Source organism: Mucilaginibacter sp. (assembly GCF_039207105.1).
In the GTDB taxonomy this organism is placed as follows: Bacteria; Bacteroidota; Bacteroidia; order Sphingobacteriales; family Sphingobacteriaceae; genus Mucilaginibacter.
This window is the reverse complement of the sequence record NZ_JBCECK010000072.1, coordinates 1-26070: the sequence shown is the minus strand read 5'-3', so window position 1 is coordinate 26070 and position 26070 is coordinate 1. Positions and strand designations below refer to the sequence as shown.

24 protein-coding genes are annotated in these 26070 nt (G+C 41.2%); 4 read left to right on the top strand and 20 right to left on the bottom strand.

The window, feature by feature from the left end:
- Both AAGC65_RS15315 and AAGC65_RS15310 read left to right on the top strand, forming a co-directional pair.
- Positions 1 to 926 (top strand): S16 family serine protease (locus AAGC65_RS15315; RefSeq protein ID WP_343113335.1); only part of this gene is annotated, 926 nt, incomplete at its 5' end.
- A 99-nt stretch (positions 927 to 1025) separates the two neighbouring features.
- On the top strand, positions 1026 to 1973 hold the full coding sequence (locus tag AAGC65_RS15310; protein WP_343113334.1) for a lipid A deacylase LpxR family protein: 948 nt from the start codon (positions 1026 to 1028) through the stop codon (positions 1971 to 1973).
- 146 nt (positions 1974 to 2119) lie between these two features.
- Here AAGC65_RS15310 and arfB read toward each other — a convergent pair whose 3' ends face one another.
- Positions 2120 to 2527, bottom strand: coding sequence for an alternative ribosome rescue aminoacyl-tRNA hydrolase ArfB (arfB, locus tag AAGC65_RS15305; RefSeq protein WP_343113333.1), 408 nt, complete (start codon positions 2525 to 2527; stop codon positions 2120 to 2122).
- Between the two features lie 119 nt (positions 2528 to 2646).
- On the opposite strand from arfB, the gene cmk reads away from it, so the two are divergent.
- Positions 2647 to 3321, top strand: coding sequence for a (d)CMP kinase (gene cmk / locus AAGC65_RS15300; protein ID WP_343113332.1), 675 nt, complete (start codon positions 2647 to 2649; stop codon positions 3319 to 3321).
- 215 nt (positions 3322 to 3536) lie between these two features.
- Here the strand turns inward: cmk and AAGC65_RS15295 are convergent, their stop codons facing one another.
- Positions 3537 to 3995, bottom strand: a complete 459-nt coding sequence (locus AAGC65_RS15295) for a dCMP deaminase family protein (RefSeq protein ID WP_343113331.1) — start codon at positions 3993 to 3995, stop codon at positions 3537 to 3539.
- A 90-nt stretch (positions 3996 to 4085) separates the two neighbouring features.
- Positions 4086 to 5741, bottom strand: a complete 1656-nt coding sequence (locus AAGC65_RS15290) for an MFS transporter (protein WP_343113330.1) — start codon at positions 5739 to 5741, stop codon at positions 4086 to 4088.
- Between the two features lie 171 nt (positions 5742 to 5912).
- Between AAGC65_RS15290 and AAGC65_RS15285 the strand changes: the two genes are divergently transcribed.
- Positions 5913 to 6569 (top strand): LysE family transporter, encoded by a 657-nt coding sequence (locus tag AAGC65_RS15285; protein ID WP_343113329.1) that lies wholly within the window; start codon positions 5913 to 5915, stop codon positions 6567 to 6569.
- A 198-nt stretch (positions 6570 to 6767) separates the two neighbouring features.
- Here the strand turns inward: AAGC65_RS15285 and AAGC65_RS15280 are convergent, their stop codons facing one another.
- From AAGC65_RS15280 to AAGC65_RS15200, 17 genes are all read right to left on the bottom strand, one after another.
- The gene (locus AAGC65_RS15280; RefSeq protein ID WP_343113328.1) at positions 6768 to 8675 is read right to left on the bottom strand and encodes an amidophosphoribosyltransferase; all 1908 of its coding nucleotides are present in this window, start codon (positions 8673 to 8675) and stop codon (positions 6768 to 6770) included.
- Positions 8676 to 8827: 152 nt separating this feature from the next.
- Positions 8828 to 9454 carry an alpha-ketoglutarate-dependent dioxygenase AlkB gene (locus tag AAGC65_RS15275; protein WP_343113327.1) on the bottom strand — a complete coding sequence of 209 codons (627 nt, stop codon included), beginning with the start codon at positions 9452 to 9454 and terminating at the stop codon, positions 8828 to 8830.
- 111 nt (positions 9455 to 9565) lie between these two features.
- Positions 9566 to 10873, bottom strand: coding sequence for an ammonium transporter (locus AAGC65_RS15270; RefSeq protein ID WP_343113326.1), 1308 nt, complete (start codon positions 10871 to 10873; stop codon positions 9566 to 9568).
- Between the two features lie 104 nt (positions 10874 to 10977).
- Complete coding sequence (locus tag AAGC65_RS15265; protein WP_343113325.1) at positions 10978 to 12477, bottom strand: NADH-quinone oxidoreductase subunit N; 1500 nt, start codon at positions 12475 to 12477, stop codon at positions 10978 to 10980.
- 8 nt (positions 12478 to 12485) lie between these two features.
- A complete protein-coding gene (locus tag AAGC65_RS15260) occupies positions 12486 to 14090 on the bottom strand; it encodes an NADH-quinone oxidoreductase subunit M (RefSeq protein ID WP_343113324.1) in 1605 nt (534 codons plus the stop codon).
- A gap of 5 nt (positions 14091 to 14095) precedes the next feature.
- Complete coding sequence (nuoL, locus tag AAGC65_RS15255; RefSeq protein ID WP_343113323.1) at positions 14096 to 16183, bottom strand: NADH-quinone oxidoreductase subunit L; 2088 nt, start codon at positions 16181 to 16183, stop codon at positions 14096 to 14098.
- Between the two features lie 112 nt (positions 16184 to 16295).
- Complete coding sequence (gene nuoK, locus AAGC65_RS15250) at positions 16296 to 16601, bottom strand: NADH-quinone oxidoreductase subunit NuoK (RefSeq protein ID WP_343113322.1); 306 nt, start codon at positions 16599 to 16601, stop codon at positions 16296 to 16298.
- Positions 16598 to 17146: an NADH-quinone oxidoreductase subunit J gene (locus AAGC65_RS15245; RefSeq protein WP_343113321.1), complete on the bottom strand. Its 549-nt coding sequence runs from the start codon at positions 17144 to 17146 to the stop codon at positions 16598 to 16600. The genes nuoK and AAGC65_RS15245 overlap by 4 nt, the downstream gene beginning before the upstream one ends.
- Positions 17143 to 17733, bottom strand: coding sequence for a 4Fe-4S binding protein (locus AAGC65_RS15240; RefSeq protein WP_343113320.1), 591 nt, complete (start codon positions 17731 to 17733; stop codon positions 17143 to 17145). Before AAGC65_RS15240 ends, AAGC65_RS15245 begins: the two co-directional genes overlap by 4 nt.
- Before the next feature lie 130 nt (positions 17734 to 17863).
- Entirely contained in the window at positions 17864 to 18934 is a 1071-nt protein-coding gene (gene nuoH / locus AAGC65_RS15235) for an NADH-quinone oxidoreductase subunit NuoH (RefSeq protein ID WP_343113319.1), read from the bottom strand.
- Positions 18935 to 19185: 251 nt separating this feature from the next.
- Positions 19186 to 20028 carry a glutamate racemase gene (gene murI / locus AAGC65_RS15230; RefSeq protein WP_343113318.1) on the bottom strand — a complete coding sequence of 281 codons (843 nt, stop codon included), beginning with the start codon at positions 20026 to 20028 and terminating at the stop codon, positions 19186 to 19188.
- 69 nt (positions 20029 to 20097) lie between these two features.
- Positions 20098 to 20610: an OmpH family outer membrane protein gene (locus tag AAGC65_RS15225; RefSeq protein WP_343113317.1), complete on the bottom strand. Its 513-nt coding sequence runs from the start codon at positions 20608 to 20610 to the stop codon at positions 20098 to 20100.
- Positions 20611 to 20662: 52 nt separating this feature from the next.
- The gene (locus AAGC65_RS15220) at positions 20663 to 21193 is read right to left on the bottom strand and encodes an OmpH family outer membrane protein (RefSeq protein WP_343113316.1); all 531 of its coding nucleotides are present in this window, start codon (positions 21191 to 21193) and stop codon (positions 20663 to 20665) included.
- 15 nt (positions 21194 to 21208) lie between these two features.
- A complete protein-coding gene (gene bamA, locus AAGC65_RS15215) occupies positions 21209 to 23761 on the bottom strand; it encodes an outer membrane protein assembly factor BamA (RefSeq protein WP_343113315.1) in 2553 nt (850 codons plus the stop codon).
- Between the two features lie 63 nt (positions 23762 to 23824).
- Positions 23825 to 24565 (bottom strand): isoprenyl transferase, encoded by a 741-nt coding sequence (locus tag AAGC65_RS15210; RefSeq protein ID WP_343113314.1) that lies wholly within the window; start codon positions 24563 to 24565, stop codon positions 23825 to 23827.
- Between the two features lie 389 nt (positions 24566 to 24954).
- Positions 24955 to 25476 (bottom strand): biopolymer transporter ExbD, encoded by a 522-nt coding sequence (locus AAGC65_RS15205; protein WP_343113313.1) that lies wholly within the window; start codon positions 25474 to 25476, stop codon positions 24955 to 24957.
- 127 nt (positions 25477 to 25603) lie between these two features.
- Positions 25604 to 26070: DUF6089 family protein (locus AAGC65_RS15200; RefSeq protein WP_343113312.1), on the bottom strand; the 467-nt coding region annotated here is incomplete at its 5' end.

The following is a 26070-nucleotide window of genomic DNA, read 5'->3' as shown; positions in this document are numbered from 1 at the left end:
TGGAGATCATTGAGGTAAACGGTTACACCATTGAAGAAAAAATTGAGATAGCCAAGCAACACCTGCTGCCTAAACAACGTGAAGCACATGGCTTAAAGCTGAAAGATATTAGCCTTAAAACCGATGTGCTTGAAAAAGTGATCGTAGATTATACCCGGGAATCGGGTGTACGTTCACTGGAAAAAAAGATAGGTTCTGTAGTACGCGGAGTGGCCAAAAACATAGCCCTGGAAGAAGAATATAATCCGGTAGTGAACAAAAAAGATATTGAGAAAATACTGGGTGCCCCTATATTTGATAAAGACCTTTATGAAGGCAACGACGTTGCCGGTGTGGTTACAGGCCTGGCCTGGACATCAGTTGGCGGTGATATTTTATTTATTGAAGCAAGTTTAAGCCCCGGTAAAGGCCGTTTAACCCTAACCGGAAGCCTTGGCGATGTAATGAAAGAGTCGGTAACTATTGCCCTCGCCTATCTCAGGGCACATGCCAATTACTTTAACATCAATCCTAAATTGTTTGACCTTTGGGATGTTCACGTACACGTTCCGGCAGGCGCTACACCAAAAGATGGCCCTTCAGCAGGTATTACCATGCTTACGGCCTTGGTTTCGGCCTTTACTCAGCGTAAAGTGAAACCAAACCTGGCCATGACCGGCGAGATTACCCTGCGTGGCCGCGTTTTAGCCGTTGGTGGTATTAAAGAAAAAATACTGGCAGCCAAACGGGCCAACATCAAGGAGATCATTCTGTGCAAATCAAACCAGAAGGATATATTGGAAATTAAGGAAGATTATATCAAAGACCTTAAATTTCATTATGTTACCGATATGCGCGATGTAATTTCTCTCGCCCTTTTGGATGAGCAAGTGAAAAATCCGATAGACCTGACGGTTAAAGAGGATGCAAAGCCGATAGCTAATTAAAAAAGAGGGGGTTAAAATTTTATTTTAACCCCCTCTTTTTTTGCGGTATATAAATCAGTTCAAATTTTTATCTTAGGCACACATATATTTAAACTTTTAATGCTTAATAAACTATTCCTGACACTGTTGTGCCTGTTTGTTACCCTCGGTTTATTTGCCCAAACACGCACCCATGAATTTGCTATACAGACAGATAATGACTCGTACCTGGGGCAGGGTTCTGACAGGTATTATACCAACGGGATTTTCTTTTACTATCGTAAGGCCTTAAAAGCTGATAATGATCTTCAAAACAAAGTTTTAGGCTTTGAGATAGGGCAAAAAATGTACAATCCGCAATCGGGCTTTGTGCCAAATGCCGATTTTATTGACAGGCCATTTGCAGCCTACTCTTATATTGGCTCAACCCTTAACCTATTATATAAAAACGAAAGCAACCTTAAATTAAGCGCGCAAATTGGCCTGGTTGGCCCTGCAGCAGGCGGTGAACCCATTCAAAAGCTTATTCATAATACTTTTGGTTTTTACCACCTTAACGGCTGGCAATACCAGATCAGGAATGATGTGCAGCTTAACCTTGGCGCCGAATACAATAAACTACTGGCCAGGGCATCGTGGATTGATCTGAGCTTAGCTTCTTATGCTAATCTTGGCAATGGTTTTACAGGTGCCGGTGTTGGCCCGCTGTTGCGTTTGGGTAACTTTAATCAGTTATTTAATTCGGTAAGTACACAAAGTACGGTATCGGCCCAGGATCAGCCCGGACTGTTGCATGCACATGAAATATTTTTTTACTACAAACCGCAGGTTAACGGTGTACTTTACGATGCTACCATACAAGGAAGTTTATTAAGAAGTCACGACCCTAACAGCCTGGAGGTTACCTTAAATAAAAAGCCTGTGATATTCAGCAATCAATTGGGTGTGGCTTTTACCACCAGCCGCTTTGCATTTGATATAGCTGCCATATTCCACACCAAAGATGTTGAGGAAATGCTCAGATCACACCAATGGGCCAGCATAACCGGAGCGTACAGGTTTAAATAATGCGTGGATGTGCGGATTCGTGGATATGCGAATATGTAGATGTGAAGATGTGTAAATGATTTCAGATTTAATCAAGCATCTATACATATACAAATTCCCACATCTACAAATTCGCAGATCTTCACATCCTCTCATCCGCACATCTTCTACTCAAAGCTCACCTTTCGGTTCTCTTTTTTTGCGGCGTGTTTCTTTTTATTATCCAGCCGGGCAGCTTTCGCGGCCTTGCTTACTTTGGTAGGCTTACGCGCTTTAGGCTTTTGTAATGCTTTGGTAAGCAGTAATATCAACCGCTCCATAGCTTTTTCCTTGTTTAAATACTGGCTGCGTTCCTCGTCACAAATTACCTGCACCAGGCCGTCCTTGTTCAACCGGTTTTGTAGCTTATCGGCAAGTAATAATTTTTCTTCTTCAGTGAATAATCCAGACTCATTGATGTTAAATAAAAGTTCGACTTTGCTCGATACCTTATTTACATTCTGGCCCCCCTTACCCCCACTGCGTGATGTTTTATAAGTAATTTCAGTTTGAAGGGTTGATTTTGAAAGGTTCATTTTCAAAAGTAATCATTTTTACACCTCTGGATGATAATTTACCTATGTTAAGCAGGTCGTTTAACATAATCTTGCCGGCTCATTAACCATCCACATAATTTTGTACTTTAGTGCCGCTTATGAAAAACAATATTGTAGTAGCAATTGATGGCTATTCATCATGTGGTAAAAGTACACTGGCCAAAGCTTTAGCTAAAAAGCTTCACTTTATTTATGTTGACAGCGGTGCTATGTACCGTGCCGTTGCCCTGTATTTTTTACGCAACAACATTGATGTACATGATCATGAGCAAATTGAAGAGGCGCTGAAAAACATCCACCTCAACTTTCACTCGCGCGATTATCAAACACATATCACCCTTAATGATGAGGAGGTATCTGACGAGATTCGCTTAATGCCTGTATCTGAAAAAGTAAGTGAGGTATCGGCTCTGCGCGAGGTACGTAAAGAAATGGTAAAGCAACAACAACGCATGGGCCACTCTAAAAATATTGTGATGGATGGCCGCGACATCGGAACTACTGTTTTCCCTAACGCTACCGTAAAAATATTCATGACGGCCGATCCTAAAGTACGTGCCGAAAGACGCTATAAAGAGATTGCCGACAAAAATCCAGGAATCACTTTAGAAGAAGTATTTGAGAACATCGCCCACCGCGACTATCAGGATACCACCAGGGAGGAAAGTCCGCTGGTAAGAGCTGTAGATGCCATTATATTAGATAATACCAACCTCACTCCTGAAGAACAATTAGAATTTGCCCTGGATAAAGTACGGCCATTTATTCTTTAGAACTTCATTGGACTTGGGGACTTTTGGACTATGGGATTTTGGGACAAAGGATTAATAGACAAAAGTAACTCGGGGATAAGGGAGACTTAATTTACCCTTTATTTTTATACTACATTCAAGTATCTCATAGTTTAATAAAACAACTATTTGTTCAAAAGTCCTTTGTCTTTTATCCAACAGTCCTTTATCAAAAAGTCTCATAGTCCAAAAGTCTCTCAGTCTCCTTCTCTAAACTTCTCGGCTTTAACGCCAAACTTATTTAAAAAGTCAACCCCTTCATCACTGGCCAGACCTTTGTATTCGGCGTATGATTTATCGAAATAAACATGTTTAATTCCTGCCGAAAATATGAGGCGGGCACAGGGCAGGCATGGCGATAGTGTAGTATACAGCGTAGCCCCTTCCAGCTTTGCGCCATTTTTTACAGCATATAGTATGGCATTCTCTTCGGCATGTAAAGCCAGCGAGCAACTACCTTTTGAATCGCGTGCACACCCTTCGGTAGGCCATTCCTCATCACAATTGTGCGTGCCTGCAGGAGGTCCGTTATACCCAATGGATATAATACGGGTATCGCGGGTTAAAACGGCTCCTACATGGGCTTTTACACAGTGTGAGCGCTTAGCCAGATCGGTAGCCAGATTCATGAAAATATGATCGAAACTTGGTTTCATATACTGAATTGTTTTAAAAGCAAAATGGTTCATTAGTTAATTGGCATGCTACCAAGAACCTAATGAACCATTGAATTAATGAACTAAATATTAATGTCCACCTTTTGTCTCTACGTGGTCAAGGTCAATACCCTGGCTGCGCAGTTCGCGGCTTACCTTCCAGGCAAAATATGCCAGGTATGCAAAGCCCAGTCCCGGAACAATGTAGGAGAAATGTATACCGCTCATACCCGAAATAATGTTATTACTACCATCTGCAATTTTACCTTGCAACGGCGGTATAATAGAACCACCCAGGATCATCATGATCAAAAATGCAGAGCCCTGACTGGTATATTTACCCAAACCGGTAATAGATAAGGCGAATATAGATGGCCACATGATAGAGCAGCATAAACCACCGCTAATGAAAGCGAAAGTAGCTACTGTACCGGTTGTAAATAGACCAACTAATACAAATATTACACCTAACAAACCTAATACTGATAAAGTACGGGTTGGTTTTTGTTGCCCAATAAAAAAGGCTACGATAAGAATAGCTACGCAAACTGCATAACCATACAGGTTGCTCACCTTTACACCGGTTGCCGCATTCACCAATAATATAATACCAAATGCTATAAAAGGGATTAGAATTGTTAGTATATATTTAACAGTTTTTGAGAGATTAAATGCACCTATAGCTCCTGCAAAACGGCCGATCATTAAGCTTCCCCAGTATAATGAGATGTAAGGGGCGATATCAGACTCACTGAATGAACCAAATTCAGGTGTTTTTAGCAATGCTCCCATGTTACTTTGAAGAGTAACCTCTGTACCCACATAGGTAAAAATGGCAAGCATCCCCAAAATCAACTGAGGATATTGCATTGCACCCCAACCTTCTTTATTCTTTTTAGCAGCAAATATGGTTCCTACTAATGTTAACACAATGATAGCCAGTGACGCATAAACAAAATACTGGCTTTTTACGTGATCTGAAGATAGTAGCGTATTAAGATATTCACTCAAAGGGTCCGCTGCCAAAATAAGTAGGAACGCTAAAAACATAATCAAAATCGGGGTATTTGCTTTACCGCTTGGTTCAATTTTTTCGTCACTGGTAACTTTGGGTAAATTAGAGAACCAGAAAAATATAGCAACCGCTATAAACAACCCTGCAAGCATATAATAAAGGTTATTTACAGAAGAGATATGAACATCCTTCGCATCAATTTTGGCAGAAGCAGATCCAAACAAAATAAAACCAACAACCACAGGGCCTAATAAACCACCGATGTTATTGATACTACCTGCAAAGTTCAAACGGTTTGATCCGGTTTCTGGTGGACCTAAAGCTACCACAAAAGGGTTTGCGGCTGTTTGTTGCAATGAAAAACCTACTGCTATAATAAAAAACACAGCCAGAATGAAACCAAAAGCACCGGAGGCGATAGCTGGAATCATACCAAGGGCACCCACCGCAGATACGATAAGCCCTAAAATGATACCATTTTTATAGCCCATTTTATTAATGATATCTACTTTGCTTATAGAAGATGCGAAATACAGGAGCAACGAACCTATGAAATAACCACCATAAAAGGTAAAGTCAATCAGCTGAGATTCAAATTGGGTTAAGTGAAAATGCTCTTTACAGAAAGGTATAAATACACCATTTGAGGCAGCTAAAAAGCCCCAGAAGAAAAAGACAGTTATCAGCGTATATAGTGCCGAACTGTAATTCTTTTTGTCGTTTTGTTCCATTTTACTATTTAGTTATTCGGGATATTATTTTGAATCGCTAAACATAATCCATTTTTTGTAAAAAGTAGTTATACTTTTTCAAATTAAATAAATCACAATTTTAAGTTTCGTTGTTTAATAGATAAAGTTGCATATTCGCATGGTTCAAATTTTAGAACTTAAGCCTCAATAATGATAGAAGCGGTTATTTCGGGAATTGGGATTGGATTAGTGTTAACGTTTTTGACTGGCCCGGTCTTTTTTGCTCTTATTAAAACCAGCATTGAAAAAGGCTTTCATGCAGGCGTTGCCCTTGCCCTTGGTGTAGTTTGCAGTGACATTGTTTTTGTAGGCGCTATTCTGTTTGGCTCTCAGTATTTTGACATCTCCAACCATGCCAAAACCGTAGCCGGTGTAGTTGGTAGCATCATATTATTTAGTGTGGGTATACGTTACCTGTTTAAAAAAGGCGAGGTTAATTATGAAAATAAGGTACCCTCGGGAATTAACCGGGCCGGCTACTTTTTAAAGGGGTTTTTGATGTGTATTTTTAACCCTACCCTGCTTTTTCACTGGATAACTGTAATAGGTACAGCGAGTACCGTTTTCCACGAAGGCGTGGCTCACCGTTCTATAAAAATCGCGGTGATGTTTGCTACCGTGCTTATAGTTCAATTTGGCATGGATACCACCAAAGCTTTCTACGCCAATAAACTCCGCGATAAAATATCAGTTAAACTGGTGCACCGCCTTAATGAGGTAGCTGGTATAGCCCTTATCATTGCCTCATTGATTTTGATGGATAAGCTGGTTACGCACTTTGTATTTGCTGCACCTGCGGTGAGTTAGTAATTGTGTCATTGCTGTAAGCATAGCGTGGCAACCGCGAACTTTACAGAGGAATTTGCACAGTTCGCGATTGCTTCGTCGTTCCTCCTCGCAATGACACAGTTTTTTTGTAAAAAAGTTTTTCAAACAAAAAAGGCGATGAACCTAAATCCATCGCCTTAAATATTATATTCCCCCTTCAGGGGTTAGGGGGCTTTTTTACATGTAAGCTCTTTGGTTTTTACCTTCCATCCAGTTAACAAAGGCGCGGTTAACCACCTTGTTACCACCCGGGGTTGGATAATCACCGCTGAAATACCAGTCGCCGGTATGGCCGGGACAGGCAATGTGCAAATTATCTAAAGTTTGGTATAATACCTTCACCTCGCAATTAATGCCTTTTGGCGTGATGATCTGAGCTATGCGGTCTGAAATCTCTTGATCTGTAAATGGCTCATAAATAGCTTTTACATAATTAATCACCTCTTCTTTAGGAAGCTTTGCACTGTCTTTACATTTTTGGTAAACATCAAGAATAATATCCTCGCGCTTCATTTCTTTCAGCAAGCTGATAGCCGCCTCAAAAGCAACAAACTCACCCATGCGCGACATATCAATGCCATAACAATCCGGGTAACGGATTTGCGGAGCCGATGAAACCACCACCACCTTTTTAGGGCCAAGCCTGTCCAGAATTTTCAGGATACTTTGTTTTAACGTAGTACCACGTACTATCGAGTCGTCCAATACTACTAAAGTATCTGTATCTTTTTTGATCAAGCCGTAAGTGGTATCATATACGTGTGCTACCATCTCGCTGCGGTCGGCATCCTGAGTAATAAAAGTACGCAGCTTAACATCCTTAATGGCTATTTTTTCAACCCTTGGGGCAAGCTGTAATACTTCTGTTAGCTCTTCTTCCGTGATCTTATCGGCACGGTTCAGCAATTGTTCGCGCTGATATTTTTTAACGTATTTGTGTACGCCCTCAACCATACCGTAAAAAGCAACTTCGGCTGTATTAGGAATATAAGAGAATACGGTGTTTTTAATATCGTGATCAACCGCGTTCAATATTTGCGGGCAAAGCAGCCTGCCTAATTGTTTACGCTCGCGGTAAATAGATGCGTCACTGCCTCTTGAAAAATAGATCCGTTCAAATGAACATGATTTCTTTTCCAGCGGTTCGCTAAACATGTCTTCTGTAACATTACCGTTCTTTTTAACAATTAAAGCATGGCCGGGGCGTATTTCTTTAATTTCTTCAATCGGAACGTTAAATGCTGTTTGAATAGCCGGACGCTCTGAAGCAGCAACAACTATTTCATCATTATAATAATAGAACGCAGGGCGAATACCAACCGGATCGCGCATTACAAACGCATCGCCGTGGCCTAATATACCAGCAATGGTATAACCGCCATCCCAGTTCTTGGCCGATTTACGGAGTATTTTAGCTACATCCATATCGTTGGCTATCAGCTTGCTGATCTCCACGTTATCGTCAAGTCCTTCGCGTTTGTACTGATCAAACAGGCCCTGATTTTCGGTATCAATAAAATGGCCGATCTTTTCAAGTACCGTGATCGTATCTGCCTTCTCTTTCGGGTGTTGGCCCAAATCGTATAGCTGCTGTAACAGTTCATCAACATTGGTCATGTTGAAGTTACCTGCTATAACCAGGTTACGGGTTTGCCAGTTGTTTTGTCTTAAAAAGGGATGGCAGCTTTCAATGCTGTTTTTACCGTGGGTACCATAACGCAGGTGCCCCAGTAAAACTTCGCCTGTAAAGCTCACATGCTCTTTAAGCCATTCGGCATCGGCCATTTTTTCGGGAGTTTCTTTCTGAATATCCGCGAATTTCTTCTGGATGTATTCAAAAATATCAGCAACGGCATTTGATGCCATTGAGCGGTGCCTGCTAATGTACCGCTTGCCAGGCTCAATATCCAGTTTAATGGTAGCAACACCCGCGCCATCCTGGCCCCGGTTATGTTGTTTTTCCATCAAAAGGTAAAGCTTGTTCAGGCCGTACAGAGCTGTTCCGTACTTTTTCTGATAATAGGATAGTGGCTTTCGTAAGCGGATAAACGCCACACCGCATTCATGTTTAATCTGATCGCTCATGATTCGGAATGAGGCTGCAAAGGTATAATTTATTAGCTAACAATGGCCATATCAATTGTCATTAAACAGTAGTTTGTGTATAAGTTAGCTTATTGTTAATTCTTTACACACCATATCATTTTATTTCAACACCGAAACCCCTAAAAAAAGCATTAGTATTTGATATCCCTGAAAGTAATATTGATCCGCTGACCGGCTTCGCGGGTAGTTTTCGGAACCTGGTGCAGCCAGTTGTGCTGTGTTTCGCCCTGCATAATTAGCAGGCTGCCATTGCCGAGCGCCACTGATACTTTGGCATTTTTTTGCGTTTTATGCTTAAACTGAAAAGTACGTGTAGCCCCGAACGATGCCGACGCGATTATGGGGTTACCGCTTAGCTCCTTTTCATTGTCGCTATGCCAGCCCATGCTATCATCTCCGTCACGATAAAAATTGAGTAGGGCCGCGTTAAATAGTTTATCGCACTGCTGTTCGGCGGCCTTTTTTATTTTCAGCAATAAAGGGGTAAACGGTATAGGTGTGTTGACCACTCCTGAGTAAGTATACGTTTTATCACCATCGGCATACCAGGAGGTTAGGCGCGGAAAACTTACCGACTTGCCATAGATCTTCATCTTATCCTGTTTCCACAAAATGGTATGTTTCAGTTCTTCAAACAGATCGTAAACACCCTCTTCCTGATAAAAATTAGGATATAGGAATACCTCCCCATCAAATGGTAAAAGATTTTGATGGGTACTTTTAAAAATGTTTAATTGATTATCCGCAAAAAGGCTCATATGCACTACCTGTTATAACGGTTTTGACACGGGATATGCTATATGGTTTAACAAAAAAATCCGGCTTACGGCCGGACTTCAGGTTTATTTAATTGGATTTGAAATTCAATATTATAATTTTTCACCATGCTGGCTGATATCCAGCCCAAGCACTTCATCTTCTGCCGATACCCTTAACGGAGAAATCATATCGGTGATTTTCAATAACAATAGCGAACCGAAGAATGAAAATATAGATACACCAACCAAGGCTACCAGTTGAACAAGAAACAAATGAGTTTCGCCGAAAAACAAGCCGTTTCCTGTAGCATTGCCCGCGTTTACATGCTGGTTAGCAAATACGCCGGTAAGCAGCATACCTACCATACCGCCAACACCGTGACAAGGGAATACATCTAAAGTATCATCAATAGAAGTACGAGTGCGCCATTCAACTACCAGGTTACTCACTACTGCCGATATAATACCTATGGCCAGTGAATGCGGTACGGTAACAAAGCCCGCCGCCGGTGTAATAGCTACCAGGCCAACAACTGCACCTATACAAGTACCCATAGCCGATGGCTTACGGCCACGCAGCATGTCAAAAAATATCCAGGTTACACCACCTGCGGCCGATGCTGTGGTGCTGGTAGCCAAAGCGGTAACCGCTAAGGCGTTTGCTCCAAATGCCGAACCCGCATTGAAACCAAACCAGCCAAACCATAACAGGCCGGTACCGATCATGACATAAGTGATACGGGCCGGTGAGTGATTAGCCTCATTACGGCGTTTTAAATACAATGCCGATGCAAGCGCAGCCCATCCGGCTGACATGTGTACTACTGTACCACCTGCAAAGTCAAGTACGCCAAATCTGGCTAATATGCCATCCGGGTGCCAGGTACAATGCGCCAGTGGAGAGAATATAAATATAGAGAACAGGCAAAGGAAAATAATATACGAGTTAAAACGGATACGCTCGGCAAAGGCACCGGTGATAAGCGCCGGAGTTATAATAGCAAACTTAAGCTGATACATGGCAAACAGCAACAATGGTATAGTAGGTGCCGCTTTCCAGGTGGCATTGCCCAACATGCCCTTCATCATAAAATAAGTAAGCGGATTGCCTATAAAACCATGAAAGCTATCACCAAAAGCAAGACTGAAGCCAAATATGCCCCACATTACGGTAATGATTACCATACACACTATACTTTGCAGCATGGTTGATATCACATTCTTTTTATTAACCATACCACCGTAAAAGAAGGCTAATCCAGGCGTCATGATCAAAACCAGTGCTGTTGACATCAGCATCCAGGCAATATCACCGGTATTAAAATTAGGATGGCCGGAATTTTCGTGTTCTACCGATGGAAAAACAAAGGTTAATGTTAAAATGGCAAGAATTACTGCAAAAGGAAAGTACCGTTTCATGAAAATATTGAAATTGTTTTGTAAAACGGCCTGAAAGTATGATTTTAATTATAAAAAAACGAAGAATATTATGTTTTTGTTAAAAAATTACGAAAATTGAAAAATTAAAGCCAACGAAGGAGAAAATCAGGGAAAATACCGAGCAAAATCAATACAAAGCTTATAACAATTGATAAAATGAGCAAATTCATTGATTTTACCTCATGCCTTTCGGGCATTTCTTTCCTTTTCAGAAACAAATTCAATGGTATTTTAAGGTAATAAAACAAAGAAACCACTGTAGTTAGGGCCCCGGTTACCATCAGCAACATTAACCAAACGTTATGTGTTTGCTGATAAATGGCATAAACTGCCGAAAAAACAAATAATTTTCCGGTAAATCCTGCAGTTACAGGCAAACCTGTGAGTGATATCAGTATAATTACGAAACAAACCGAGGCAATTGGATATTTTAAACCTAATCCGCGGTAATGTTCTACGTCTTCGGCGCCAGTTTCGTTGGCAAAATAGCTTGCCAATGCCAAAGCGCCAATATTAGCAGCACCATATACCAGCAAATAGTAGGTAATGGCTGACACTCCCTGCAACGTTAGCACCACAACAGCCATTAAAGCAAAACCGGTATGCCCAATGCTGGAGTAAGCCAGCATCCTTTTCACATTGCTTTGCATAACCGCCGCAAAATTACCGGCAATCATAGTAATTATTCCAACTGCCGATATTAAAACTCCAATATTAAAGCCTTTCCATTGCGTACTGAGCAAAAACGGTGGCAAAAAATTAATAAGCAAGGCAAAAGCAGCTATTTTAGGTACCGTTGATAAATAGGCCGTTACTGGAGTGCTTGCTCCCTGGTACACATCGGGTACCCAAAAATGTACAGGTACAAATGATAATTTAAAGCCAATGCCAATTAAAACCAATACAACTGCAAATGATGAGCTAATAGGGTTTACTTTGGATAACTGAGTGATGCTTGTCTGAAAAACCACATCAAGCGAACCGCTGAATCCGTACAACAGCGATATGCCATACAACATAATAGCTGATGAAGCCGCCCCAAACAGCACATATTTCAATCCGGCCTCAGTACTGAAAGCGTTCTCGGTACGGTAAGCCACCATCAGGTATGATGCAAGCGACACCAATTCAATAGCCAAGTATATAGATAACAGGTTTACCGCCATCACCATTAAATGCAAACCGAGGATGGATGCTATGGTGATAGAATACAGATCGGACAAGCCTTTCTGATGCGCGTTCAGTTTATGATCCCAGGTAAAATACAACAGCAGAATAAACGAGAGCATATCAATACTCAATTTAAAGAATATACCGCCGCGGCTCAGCAGTAACATATTACTGAATATAAAATGCTCCCCATCTACCACTAAAGCTACCTGCTGCAAATCCTTAAACATAATGAGAGCCATCCCTGCACAGGCTATAATACGACATAATTGAGTTGACCGTTTACCGAATATCAGGTCGGTTATCAGCACAACGATAAATAGTAGCGTTAAATAAACTTCGGGTATAAAATAGCCTATGCTACCCAAAACATGGGATAAAGACTCAGATATATACGGTAGCAGATCGTGCATTTTCAGGACTATTTAAGCTGTAAAAACTGGATCAGGCTAAGCACCGAATCATTGATCTTTTCAAAAACCAGCGAGGGCATTACACCTAAGGCAATAGCTATAACAGCCAGTGGCGCCAGGGTAAGTTTTTCGCGAAGGTTCAGATCGGTAAGGGCTATTTTCCAAACATCGCCACCTTTTAATGATTCAGGGCCAAAAAACATACGTTGCAGTGTCCATAAAAAGTAGGCAGCGCCCAATAAGATACCAATAGCGCCGCAAATAGGCATCCAGTAAGGTATCAGACCATTTACTGATGATGATCTAAACGTTCCTGCCAGTGTAAAGGCCTCGGCCACAAATGCCGAAAAACCTGGTAAACCCAGTGATGCAAAAAAAGCGATCATCACAAAGGCGGTATATTTTGGCATTAAATTACCCAATCCACGGAAATGGTTGATACCCCTGTCGTGAACACGGTTATACAGTACGCCCACCAAAAAGAAAAGCATGGTTGACAAAAAGCCGTGGCTCACCATTTGCATTATAGCACCGCTTATGCCTTCAGCTGTTTGTGAGGCAATACCCAACAACACAAAACCCATATGCGATACGGATGAATAAGCGATCATCCGTTTCAGATCTTTTTGTGCCAGGGCATTGAATGCCCCGTATAAAATAGAGATAACCCCAAGCAAGCCTAACCAGAAAGCGCCGGTTGTGGCTACTTCCGGGAAAATCCCTAAACAGATCCTGATAATACCGTAGCCGCCAATTTTTAACAACACACCTGCTAATATGATAGATACCGGTGTCGGCGCCTCAACGTGCGCATCGGGTAGCCAGGTATGCAGGGGTACCACTGGCACCTTAATAGCAAAAGCAATAAACAGCACCACAAAACCAACCACTCGGGCCGGCATGCCTAATATGGTTTGATGCCCGGCAATTGAAAACACCGACTGAGCGCTGTAATTTGCCGGGTTCATCATTTGTATGATATTGAAGGTATGGTTGCCGGTTGCAGGGTCCGTAACGGAAAGGTACAAACCTACCATCACCAGCAGCATAAATACCGAACCAAACAAAGTATACAGGAAAAACTTGATGGCCGCGTATTCCCGGCGCGCGCCACCCCACATCCCGATCAGGAAGTATAGAGGTAGCAGCATCAGTTCATAAAACAGATAAAACAGAAAGAAATCCAGCGCGCAGAAAACACCTATAACGGCCATATCCAACAATAAAAATAGCAGGAAGAAACCTTTCAGGTTACTCTTGATCTCCCACGATGATAGCGTAGCAATAACCATAACCAATGAGGTCATGACCAGCAACGCGATAGACATACCATCAACACCTACAAAATAATCTATCTGCATTTTGCCCATGCTACCTAGGTTCAGGGATATCCAGGGAAGTTTTTGTACAAACTGGTACTGATCTTCATGATTAATTCCTCCGTAAGCTACTCCTGTTTTAAAATGCAGGTACATCCATATGCTGATGCCCAACTGTATCAAAGTAGCCAGCAGGGTAATATATTTAAAGCTGGCACGCAGTGATGATGGCATCACCATAATGATCAGGCCGAACAGTACAGGTACAAGTAAGAGTAAGGTTAATATATTCATCAGGTTCAGATCAGTATTTTTAAAATAAATAGCACCAATACAATCACCAGCATGCTATACAGGTAGTATTGTACTTTGCCACTTTGAAACCTACGTGCAAAATTGCCAATACTTTGCACTATTGAGGTTACGAAATGTAAAAAGCCATCCACAATATGTTCATCCGTCCAGGCAGTAAGTTTGGCTACATGACCACTTATTTTGGCTAATAAGTGTAAAAATCCGTCAATAACATTTCTGTCTATCCAAAAGCTGGCAGCACATAGCCGTAATACGGGTTTTATAATAAAACGTTGGTAAATAGCATCTAAATACCATTGATTGTATGATAAGCGGTATAAAAAACCATCTTGCTGAAATTTGAAGCCGGTTGGTTTACTATAGATAACATAAGCCGCGTACAATACTACTATACTTATTATAGTAACCAATGCCGGAATAATGGTATGGAATATACTTTCTCCCTCATGAACACCAGGTGATGATAAGCCATTGAACAACCAGGAATGCCCATATGAAAAAGGGTTGAACGAAAACAAAGGGAATAAACAGCAAAGCGCTAATAAAACAATCGGCAGCTTATATGGTAACCCTCCATCGTGCATATGCAGTTTTGCGTCAGGATAGCTTTTTAATAATCTAAACTCTCCAAAAAACACTTTTACTATTAAACGCGCTACGTAAAAAGCGGTAAGCCAGCTGGTAAAAAGGGCCATTACGGGGATTAGCTTAAACCATACGCTCTTACCCTCGCTCCACTCAAAGGCCTGGATCAGGATACCATCTTTGGAAAGGTAACCCGAAGTAAGCGGTAAACCAACCAGGGCCAAACTGCCAACAACTGCTACTATGAATGTGACTGGTAATTTTTTACGCAGACCGCCCATTAATGAAATATCCTGCGGATCGATGTCAAGTTGATTTTCTTCCTTAACATGCTGCATTTCATGAATGACGATACCTGCTACCAAAAACAGTAAGCATTTGAAAAACGCATGCGTAGCCAAATGAAATAAAGATGAAGCATACGCCCCTACCCCCATAGCCAGTATCATATAACCTAACTGCGATATGGTGGAATAGGCCAGTATCCGTTTCAGATCGTTTTGTGTAAGGGCGATGGTTGCCGCCATGAACGCGGTAAAACAACCGATAATCGCCAATATGGTAAGCTCGGTTCCGGTAAACATGGGATAAACCCTGCCTAATAAAAACACACCCGCCGCAACCATTGTAGCCGCATGGATCAGTGCCGATACCGAAGTTGGCCCTTCCATCGCATCAGGTAGCCAGGTATGTAATGGAAACTGAGCCGATTTAGCAGCCACTGCAAGGAAAATACCCGCGCAGGCTACATATTGCCAGATATTTGGCAGTTGATATGAAATACCATCAATTATCCAATTATGTTCGTTTGGGGAAGCCCAGCTACCATTAGTCAGCAATGCTGCCGATTTGACAATTGATTTGGGTCCGAATAACTGATCAATATCGAAAGTATGAAATACGGCATAGATGATAAGTATCGCAACAAGCAAACCGATGTCGCCTATCCTATTCATGATGAAAGCTTTTTTGTTGGCTTGTACCGCCTTGTCCTTAGTAAACCAAAAACCGATAAGCAGGTATGAGGAGAAGCCCACCAGTTCCCAGAAAGCGTAGAACAGTACCAGGCTATCAACTACCACCAGGGCCAGCATACTGAAACAGAAGAAACTGAGATAGGTAAAATAACGGCTATACCTGTCGTCGTGCTTCATGTACGCGGTAGAATAAATATGCACCGGCAGCGCGATGACTGACACCAGCAACAACAGCAATACCGAAAGGTTATTCAGTAAAATGCCTGCCATTACTTCTGTTTTACCAATAGTGAACCATACGTGCTGTGCATGCACCGGAGCACTATTCCAAACCCCGGCAAAAACACAAGCTGATAACACACAGCTGAGCAGAATAGCAATGGTAGATACCCAGCCTGCTAATTTCTTTTTTACAGGCAGGCAAAAGTTTATGAAAGCAGCAAGCAGCGGTAAGGCAACAGCTGCCACCGTATAGTTTAATAGTTGTATGGAATGTAAAAAGTCTTCCAATTTATTGTTGTTTTTTTAGTATCAGGTATCAAGATATTAGTATCAAGAACCTTTTGCCTGTACATTGTGATTTTAAGATCTTGATACCTGATACTAATATCTTGATACTACCCTAATCCCTCAGTTTATTAATATCATTCGGATCGATGGTTTTATACCTGCGATAAACATTCAGTATAATAGCCAGCGCTACCGCGGTAGTTGCCGCAGCAAGCACAATGGCAAACAGCGCGAATATTTGCCCGCTATTGTTTACTTTATCATATTTACCAAAAGCCACCAGGTTTAGTATAGCAGCATTCAGGATCAACTCAATACCTATCAATATCTGGATAGCGTTTCGTTTGGATACCACCATGTATAAACCAATGCAAAACAAGGCTGCGCTTACTACCATAAAATCAGTCAGGGTGATCATGCCTTGCCCTCCTTGCGCGAAAGGTGCGCCGCACCTACCAATGCCATCAGCAGCAAAATAGAAATAGCCTCAAAAGGCAGCAGGTAACGCGTCATTAAGTTGATGCCGATATTATCAATCATCACCGCATTAGGCGTGATCTCGTTTTTAAAGCTCACAGCATCCTTAACCCATTGCAGGTTATCGGCATCAGCTTTGAATATGATATTGATAAGCACTACAAAAAACAGTCCGGCCAAAAGCAAGGCGGGCAGCTTTTTCAGGCTAAAAAGCTTTTCCTCCTGCTTTTGCAGTACATTTAAAGTTTCTTTACCTGATAGCATAAAGGCAAACAGGATAAGCACCAGTATACCGCCTACATAAATAACCACCTGCGTTACGGCCACAAAATCGGCCAGGCCCAGTACATACAGGCCTGCCAAGGCAAACAGGGTCACAAAAAACACAAATATGCTACGTACCAGATTTTTGCTCGATGCCGCGTACAAGGCCGATGCTATGGCTATAAAACTCAGAAAGTAAAACAGTACACGTACCAAACTCATGCTCCGCCCTCCTTTTTTTGCATGGCGGCCAACTTGGCTGCTTGTTTTTCGGCTTGTTGTTTATCAAACAAAGCCCGCTTTTCGGCAGCAACTTCGGGCGGCATATCAGAGAATTGATAAACCAGATCACTCAGTTCAAATACCGTTTTATCGTACTGGTTGGTCATGGTGATGCACTCGGTTGGGCACACAATGGTACACAAGCCGCAATACATACATTTGGCCATATCAATATCAAACTTGGCGGCGTACAGGCGTTTTATAGTACCATCAGACGTTTGACCTATGGCCTCTGTAGCCTTGATGGCTTCGATATCTATACAATTCACCGGGCATACTTTAGCACATAAATCGCACACTATGCAATCGTCCATCTCCACATCCAGCTGGTAACGGCCCACTTCGGGAACGGGTAATTGTTGCTTAGGGTATTGGATGGTGTTGGTACCACTTTCCAGTTGTTTAAAGTAATTGCTGTCGCTCACGGTAGTGATCTTCCTGTCGGCGTTTGGCGCAAACAGGTGCTTCACGGTAAGGGTTAAACCTTTCCATGCCGTTTTAAAACCGTTTATTACTTTATTTATCAAATCCTAAGCTCTAAATTCTAAACTCTAAAATATCTTGACCGTTGATTCGTCTGATTCCGTTGATTTTTGTCTTGATTCTTGTTTCTTACCTCTTAATTCTTGTCTCTTATTTCTTGATTCACTCCCCCTATCACATTAGCCACAACCGCCATATGCCTGATATCAGCATACATGCAAAGGCCAATGGGGTTAGTACCTTCCAGCAGAGGTTCATGAGTTGGTCTACCCGGAAACGGGGCAATGTCCACCTGATCCACATTTGTACGGCAACCAGCGCCAACGTTTTTAGTGTTACCCAGAAAATACCCCAGGCCATGCTGGTTGTCCAGATAGCCAAATGTACCGTACCTATATTTGGTAAGGGGGTATTCCAGGCGCCTAAAAATAATATAACGCCTATCATGGATACCAGGAACATCATCGAATATTCGGCCAAAAATACCAGGGCAAACCTGATACCGGTAAACTCAGTATGAAAGCCTGCTACCAATTCTGATTCCGCTTCCGGTATATCAAACGGAGCACGGTTGCTTTCGGCCAGTGAAGCTATAAAATAGATCACAAAGGCGATGATCAGGTGCGGAGCGCGAAACACGTTCCAACTGAAAAACCCGCCAATTTTAGTTACATCCCAAAAGCCTGCAAATTTTATTTTTTCGGATGCCAAAATACCTTGCTGCATGGCTACTTCCTGCAGGTTCAGGGTTTGCGCTATCATTACCACCGATATAATGGCAAAACCAGCCGGTATCTCATACGAGATGATCTGCGCGGCCGACCGCATGGCTCCTAAAATAGAATATTTATTATTTGAACCCCAACCGGCCATCAATATGCCAAGGGTTTCAACAGAAATAATAGCAAAAATGTAATATATACCCAGGTTTATTTTTGAAGGGATGAGTCCTGGTGCCCAGGGCAAAGCGGCAAAGCCCATATATACCGCTATAAAAATTATGGCAGGCGCCAGCATAAACAGCCACTTATCGGCCGCTGCCGGAATAATGAGCTCCTTCTGGATCATTTTTAAGATATCGGCCAGTGTCTGGAGCGTACCAAACTTTCCGGTTTCTGTCGGGCCAAGTCTGTCTTGTATATATGCCGAAATTTTACGTTCTGCATAAACACCTGCCAACGCAAAAAAGGCCGAAAAACTAAACAACCCGATAGCTACAATAAAATTTATGATGTAATAACTCAAGTGCCTTTTTGCTAAAGCTGCAAACTTACTAAATGTTATAATAATTTAGGCGATAAGGTAGTATATAAAGTTGGTGGGAATTATAGGTAAAGAGTAAAAAGTGGTATTACGAGGTACAAAGCAATCACCAATTTACGACCATTGTCATTCTGAGCGATAGCGAAGAATCTGTTAGCCGATAGATCCTTCGTTCCTCAGGATGACAAGGAGTTTAGAAAATGCTTTATTCAATTACAATTAGTATTCAATTCTTAGCATTTCACCAGGTCATTAGCCGAAATAAAGGTTGATTTTACCGGGGCCGAGAAAAATAGTGATGCGTGATGATCAAAATCGGCTGTATCATCTGTAGTAGTGTAAAACTTATTGACACCGTTTTTGGTCAGCTTACTTTCAATTTCGGGATGACGTTGCAGATAGTCGACCAAACTTTTGGCTACAATATCTCCCTGCGCAACCACTTTTATATTTGCGGGTAACTGCGCTTCTATCTTTTGCTGAATTAATGGATAATGAGTACAAGCCAGTAAAATAGTATCAATGTTCTGTGACTGCGCCATGATCTGGTCAAGGTATAGCTTTACAAAATAATCGGCACCCGGCTGGTCGTACTCGCCGTTTTCAATAAGCGGAACCCATAATGGGCAGGCTTGTTGATGGACTTTAATATCCGGGAAAAAATTCTGAATTTCCAGCAGGTATGACCCCGATTGTACCGTTCCTTTTGTACCCAACACCCCTATCTCCTTAGTTTGGCTGTAATCGCCAATAACCTCGGCAGTGGGGCGTATCACACCAAGCACCCTCTTGTCTGGATAGCCCGATTTAAGGTCCTGCTGTTGAATAGTGCGCAGCGCTTTGGCCGATGCTGTATTGCAAGCCAGTATAACTAATGGGCAACCTTGTTCAAAAAGCCATTGTACACACTCCCAGGTATACTGGTGTATGGTATTGAACGACCGGTTTCCGTAAGGTGCACGGGCATTATCGCCCATGTATATATAATCGTATCCCGGAAGTTGTTCAACAATTGATTTGAAAACGGTAAGGCCACCAAAGCCCGAATCGAAAATACCTATAGGTTGCTGATGCATATACACAAAAATAAAAAAAGCGTTCTGTAAATACAGAACGCTTTTTTGTTAATGACTTATAATTGATTATTATTTTAAGCCTAATTTAGCTTTTACTGCTGCCATCATATCATCAGCATCAGGTGATACTAATAAACTTACCTGAGATGAATCTAATACGTAAGCGTAACCTTTTTCTTTAGCTACAGCGTTTACAGCTGCAGTAGCTTTATCAATAAGTGGTTTACCTAATTCTTGTCTTTTAGCATCAACTTGTTGCTGTGCAGTGTTTTGGTAATCCTGCATACGTTTTTGTATATCCTGTAACTCTTGTCCTTTTTGAGTACGGATAGCATCAGTCATGGTTGCATTGTTTTTTTGAAACTCCTGACCTTTTGTAGTATACTCATTATTCATGGTAGTAAGCTGGTCAATAAATGTTTTTTGATAAGCCTGCATCTGAGTAGTAACAGTTTTAGTTTCAGGCATCATGTCAATCAGCTGGTTAAAGTTAATATGCCCAATTTTAGTTTGCGCATTGGCAAAGTTGCCCGCAAATAACATTCCTACTGCAACTAAAGCAACTTTAAATAGTTTTTTCATTTTCCTTGTTCTGTGTTTAATAATAGTTTTGTTTGATTATTTTTTTTAAATTTTATTTAGCAAATACACCGGGTTTAAGCCCTAATTTGGTTATCACATCGGCGCTTTTATCATACCGCGGATTTGCATACAGCATCATAACCTCACTGTTTTTATCAAAAACCATGTCCAGATTATCACCCTCGGCTACCGCCTGTACAGCTTTAGACACTCTATCCTGAATTGGTTTAATCAAAGCGTTACTCTTTTGTGAAAGTTCGCCATCGGGACCAAATTTCTGGCGCTGAAAATCCTTCGCGGCTTTTTCTTTATCAACAATCTCGGCCTCACGGCGCTTTTTCATATCTGCCGTCATTAAAACCTGATCGGCCTGGTAAGCTTTATACAAGCGGTCAATTTCCTGAAACTTACCGTCAACTTCTTTTTGCCATTGATCAGATAATGATGCAAGCTGTTTCTGCGATGAAGCATACTCGGGCATATGTTTTAATATATAATCCGAGTCTACATAAGCAAAACGCTGCGCGTAAGCTCCTGTGAATGCTGTTAACGTTAAAAACGCTATTAAAATTATCTTCTTCATATATCGCTGTGCAAATTAATTAAATCCGCCGGATAAACTCTGAGAAATTGTAAAATGGAACTGCCCTCTGTTTGCGTCCGGCGCACCTGGTATTTTATCAAATCCATAGCCATAATCTAATCCAAGCAATCCAAATATAGGTAAAAATATTCTTGCGCCAACACCTACCGAACGCCTTACGTTAAACGGATTAAACTGGCTAAAGTTGTTCCAAACGTTACCGCCTTCTGCAAAGGTTAATAAGAATATAGTTGCAGACTGGCTCGCGATCACCGGGTGACGAAGCTCAAGCGTATACTTATTATAGATGGTGCTACCCGTGTTGGTATTTTGATTTTCGGTTGATCCTTCCGGAACTATTGAGAAGTTTTGATAACCCCTTAAACCGATAATCTCACTACCCTGTAAAAACTGGTAGCTCTGCATACCATCACCACCTAATTTGAAACGCTCAAATGGTGAAGGGCCTACATCTTTGTTATACATACCCAGGAAGCCAAACCTTACTTGCGACATCAGTACGAATTTACCCACCAGTTTGGAGAACCACTGCGCATCATACTTGAATTTGTAGTACTCCACAAAATGGTAGCGCTCCTCAGGAGTAGCGATTTTATAGTTTACATTATTAAACAGTGAGTACGGAGGCGTAGCCTGTACTGTGAATTTAATGTTTGAACCCTGTGTCGGGAAAATTGGCGCATCGATAGAGTTACGTGTCAGCTCCTGCGTTAACTTAATGTTGAACGATGTACCGTTGGTAAACAAATAACCGGTATAGTTATCCAGGTTATAGTGGTCAACGTTTAACGAGTAGTTTAACTGGAAGTAGTTATCAGGCCATTTTAAACGTTTACCCAAGGTTACACCCACACCATTGATACGCAAGTTATTATATAACGGGCTTGATTTTGGATAATACTGCCCGGTTGAACTTCCTTGTGTATACGCTGACAACGCGAAGTAAATAGGTTTTTTACCACCCAACCACGGCTCAGAGAAAGTGAATGAAAAGTTCTGATAGGTTCTTCCGCTTGATTGTCCCCTTAAGCTTAATTTCTGACCATCACCTTTTGGCAGCGGTTTATATGCTTTTAAATTGAAGATATTCCTTAACGAGAAGTTATTGAAGGTAAGGCCTAATGTACCTACCAACTGGCCGCCACCAAAACCGCCCGATAGCTCAATCTGGTCTGATGGTTTTTCAACTACGTTGTAAACCAAATCAACAGTACCATCCTGCGGGTTGATGTTTACCGGTTTAGGCTCTGTTTTTTGCTCATCAAAGTTACCCAGCTGGCCAATTTCACGCGAGCTGCGGATCAGCAACTCTTTGTTGAATTTTTGACCTGGCTTGGTTTGAATCTCACGCATAACCACTTTATCGTTGGTTACATCGTTACCTTTTAAGCTTACACGGTTAATAGTATATTGCGGACCTTCATACACGCGAATGTCTAAATCTACCGTATCGTTATAAACCTTTGTCTGCACCGGATCGGCAGTGTAGGTTAAGTAACCATCGTTAAGGTAAAGTGATGAAACGTCATCGTTGTTAGGCGTTGGGCCAACCAACCTTTTGTTTAACTCATCTTCGCTAAATACATCTCCTTTTTTAACATGCAAAATTCTGTCTAACAACTCAGTAGTATATTTAGCATTACCAGACCACTTCACATTACCAAAGTAATACTTAGGGCCTTCGTAAACCTTAATTTTTACGTTAACCGATGTGGCATCATGCGCCCAAACAGAATCGCTTAAAATTTCAGCATCGCGGTAACCCTTTCCCTGCATTGATTCAATCAGGCTCTGCTTATCTTCTTCGTATTTATCCTGCTTGAATTTTTTTGAGCCAAACAGGTTATACCATTTTTTTTCACGGGTCTTTTTCAAAAACCCTTTTAACTTTTTGTCGCTAAAAGCTTTGTTACCTTCAAAGGCAACATCGTTAATTTTAACCTTAGTCTTTTTATCAATAGCCACATCCAATATCACGCTATTGGCATCTCCCGGATCTTTACGCTGGGTAAGCTTAACCGTAGTATTTAAAAAGCCTTTTTCATTAAAATGCTTTTTTATGATGGCTGTAGTAGTACTTAATAAATTTTCGTTTACGATTTTACCGGTCCTGTCATTCAGTTTTTTCTGCACATCTTCAATCTCTCCCTTTCTGATACCTGTTATATGTAAACGTGAAAGACGCGGGCGTTCAGAAACAGCAATTTCCAGGTATATGGTATCCTGGTTAATTTTGGTAATATTTAATTGAACATCATCAAACAAACCCTCTTTATATAATGCTTTTATAACTTCAGAGTTACGCTCACCCGGCAGGTTTATACGATCGCCTTTGTTTAATTTAGAGAGTTGTATCAATATATCTTTATCCAGATACTTAGCGCCGCTAACAGATATGCCTCCAATGATATAATCCCGCGGATTAAGGTAACTTAAACTATCGGCAGGTATTGATTTTGTCAGGTTGGTTCTCGGAGCATTTGATACCTGGGCAAAAGCCGTAGTAACAAAAACCGAGAGAAGAATAGCAAAAAGAAATTTATACATTCGAATATTTTAGTGGGCTAAAAATAATTTATACAGTTGTTAAAAAGTGTTAAAAGTAAAAATTTAGTTAATTTGCTCACTTGTTTTACCAAATCGGCGCTCGCGTTTTTGGTAATCGAGTATAGCTTCGTATAAATCTTCCTTTCTGAAATCGGGCCAAAATTTAGGCGTAAAATATAACTCGGCGTAAGCTATTTGCCATAGTAAATAATTGCTGATGCGGTATTCGCCGCTTGTTCTGATCAGTAACTCAGGATCGGGCATATCCCAGGTAAACAGATTATTTTCAAAAACCTCTTCGTTAATATCCGCAACATCCAGTTCGCCGTTTTGAACTTTTACAGCTATGTTTTTTGCCGCACGTACAATTTCACTGCGAGAGCCATAACTTAATGCCAGTGTAAGTACCACCCCGGTATTACCGGCAGTTTTTTCCATTGCCGCTGTAAGCTCCCTATTACATTTGGCAGGCAGCATATCCAGATCACCTATAGCGTTTAGCTTGATGTTATTTTTCATAAACCCGGCTATCTCCTTGTGAATGGTGCTTACCATGAGTTCCATAATGGCCATTACCTCCAGCTTAGGGCGGTTCCAATTTTCGGACGAGAAGGTGTACAGGGTAACATATTTAATGCCTAATTTATCAGCACCTTCAACCACGTCCCTAACAGATGTTACTCCGTTGTGATGGCCAAACATTCTTAATTTGCCTTTTTCTTTTGCCCACCTGCCATTACCGTCCATAATGATGGCAACGTGCTGTGGTAGCCTCAACAAATCAATCTGATCCAAATATCCCATACTATTCATTATCCAAAGCTGCTCTTGAGTGCTTGTAAAAGACCTGCTTGTGTTTAATTATCAACACGATGTCTAATAAATATTTGTTTTAGACTAATCAATGCTAAAAATAACCTGATAAACTCGGTCATTTAAATTTCAAATTGCCGGTTTTTTCAGGGTACAAAGGTAAAACTTACTTTGTATTTTTTTAGTATACAGCACGAAAAGAAAATGTTATTATAAATAATGTAGTAAAATGATATAAAAAGGCATAAAATTAACTGCCTGCCTATCATTTATTAAGAGTATTTGGAATATAAATGAAGAAGCCGGTCACAAAAATCATAAGCTGATTTTGCGACCGGCCCATTGAACCGCTTATTTTAAGCCTGTAAACAGCGTGGTAATTAATAAATACCTTTTTGCTTTAATACATCGGTATCATGCTTATCTATATTAACAATAGCATATTGCTGCGTGTTGGTGATAGTAAGCTCATCTATAACATTAACCAGATTGTTATATACCGAGTGGTCTGATGGTTTTATGAGTACGATCATACTTTTACCCGTTTTATCGCGTACCATTTTGCTGGTTTCGAGTATCGTTCTGCGAATGCCCTCGCTATTAAAACCGGTTATAGCAGGGGCAATAATGGGCTTTTTCAATTCGCCCAGGTAATACATTACCTGATTATTTTTACCCAGGCAAACGGTAAAACTCCGGCTGGCGGCCGTTGGCCCGGCATCATCTCCTACCGGCATGGCTATATCCATAGCCTTGGGTTTTGAAAGTGTGGTGGTCATGATAAAAAAAGTGATCAGCAAAAATGCCAGATCAACCATAGCGGTAAGATCAACGCGTAAGTTCATTTTTTTGCGCCTGTGGTTTCCGCCTGTTTTTTGGGGTGATGAATTTAACTCGGCCATAGCTGTAAAGTTTAAGGTTAATAATGGATAATAGCATTCAAGCTATTTAAACCTTAAACGAAATTAAAATTCAAATATTTTATAAAAACAGAATTTAATTTTGTTTTTATTTTAAAAATCAGAATTATTAATAATAACAGCGTTGGGTAACAAATGTAAAAGATATAGTAAAGCCCACAAAAAAGTAAGTATCGCGGTTTTTAAAATCGCCGCGCTGCGAGCCAGGCGCATTCAGCGGCTTGTTAACTTCGGGCGAGCGATCGGCCAGGGTACGGGATACATCATTCGGAAGCTTGGTAGGATCGGCATATACTCCGCTCACATCATCCAGGTAATCGGTAAAGGTAAATCTATAGCCCAAATCGGCACCGGCCGTCCATTTACCGTTAAAGTTATATTTTATACCTACCCCGTACGGCACCACCAATGTACCTGATTTGTATGGACGGGCCTGCCCCTCAGTGGTCAAAGGCCTTAAGCTGTATGAGTCGCCCTGATAGTTGGCACGGGGATTAAAAGCTGCCCAGCCAATACCCGAGTATATATAAGGTGTATATTTATTACGCCCGGCATCAGGAATATAGTTCATAAAAT

Coding starts and splice junctions, on each gene's coding strand:
- AAGC65_RS15310 (WP_343113334.1), top strand. CDS start 1,026: ATGCTTAATAAACTATTCCTGACACTGTTGTGCCTGTTTGTTACCCTC.
- arfB (WP_343113333.1), bottom strand. CDS start 2,527: ATGAACCTTTCAAAATCAACCCTTCAAACTGAAATTACTTATAAAACA.
- cmk (WP_343113332.1), top strand. CDS start 2,647: ATGAAAAACAATATTGTAGTAGCAATTGATGGCTATTCATCATGTGGT.
- AAGC65_RS15295 (WP_343113331.1), bottom strand. CDS start 3,995: ATGAAACCAAGTTTCGATCATATTTTCATGAATCTGGCTACCGATCTG.
- AAGC65_RS15290 (WP_343113330.1), bottom strand. CDS start 5,741: ATGGAACAAAACGACAAAAAGAATTACAGTTCGGCACTATATACGCTG.
- AAGC65_RS15285 (WP_343113329.1), top strand. CDS start 5,913: ATGATAGAAGCGGTTATTTCGGGAATTGGGATTGGATTAGTGTTAACG.
- AAGC65_RS15280 (WP_343113328.1), bottom strand. CDS start 8,675: ATGAGCGATCAGATTAAACATGAATGCGGTGTGGCGTTTATCCGCTTA.
- AAGC65_RS15275 (WP_343113327.1), bottom strand. CDS start 9,454: ATGAGCCTTTTTGCGGATAATCAATTAAACATTTTTAAAAGTACCCAT.
- AAGC65_RS15270 (WP_343113326.1), bottom strand. CDS start 10,873: ATGAAACGGTACTTTCCTTTTGCAGTAATTCTTGCCATTTTAACATTA.
- AAGC65_RS15265 (WP_343113325.1), bottom strand. CDS start 12,477: ATGCACGATCTGCTACCGTATATATCTGAGTCTTTATCCCATGTTTTG.
- AAGC65_RS15260 (WP_343113324.1), bottom strand. CDS start 14,090: ATGAATATATTAACCTTACTCTTACTTGTACCTGTACTGTTCGGCCTG.
- nuoK (WP_343113322.1), bottom strand. CDS start 16,601: ATGATCACCCTGACTGATTTTATGGTAGTAAGCGCAGCCTTGTTTTGC.
- AAGC65_RS15245 (WP_343113321.1), bottom strand. CDS start 17,146: ATGAGTTTGGTACGTGTACTGTTTTACTTTCTGAGTTTTATAGCCATA.
- murI (WP_343113318.1), bottom strand. CDS start 20,028: ATGCATCAGCAACCTATAGGTATTTTCGATTCGGGCTTTGGTGGCCTT.
- AAGC65_RS15225 (WP_343113317.1), bottom strand. CDS start 20,610: ATGAAAAAACTATTTAAAGTTGCTTTAGTTGCAGTAGGAATGTTATTT.
- AAGC65_RS15220 (WP_343113316.1), bottom strand. CDS start 21,193: ATGAAGAAGATAATTTTAATAGCGTTTTTAACGTTAACAGCATTCACA.
- bamA (WP_343113315.1), bottom strand. CDS start 23,761: ATGTATAAATTTCTTTTTGCTATTCTTCTCTCGGTTTTTGTTACTACG.
- AAGC65_RS15210 (WP_343113314.1), bottom strand. CDS start 24,565: ATGGGATATTTGGATCAGATTGATTTGTTGAGGCTACCACAGCACGTT.
- AAGC65_RS15205 (WP_343113313.1), bottom strand. CDS start 25,476: ATGGCCGAGTTAAATTCATCACCCCAAAAAACAGGCGGAAACCACAGG.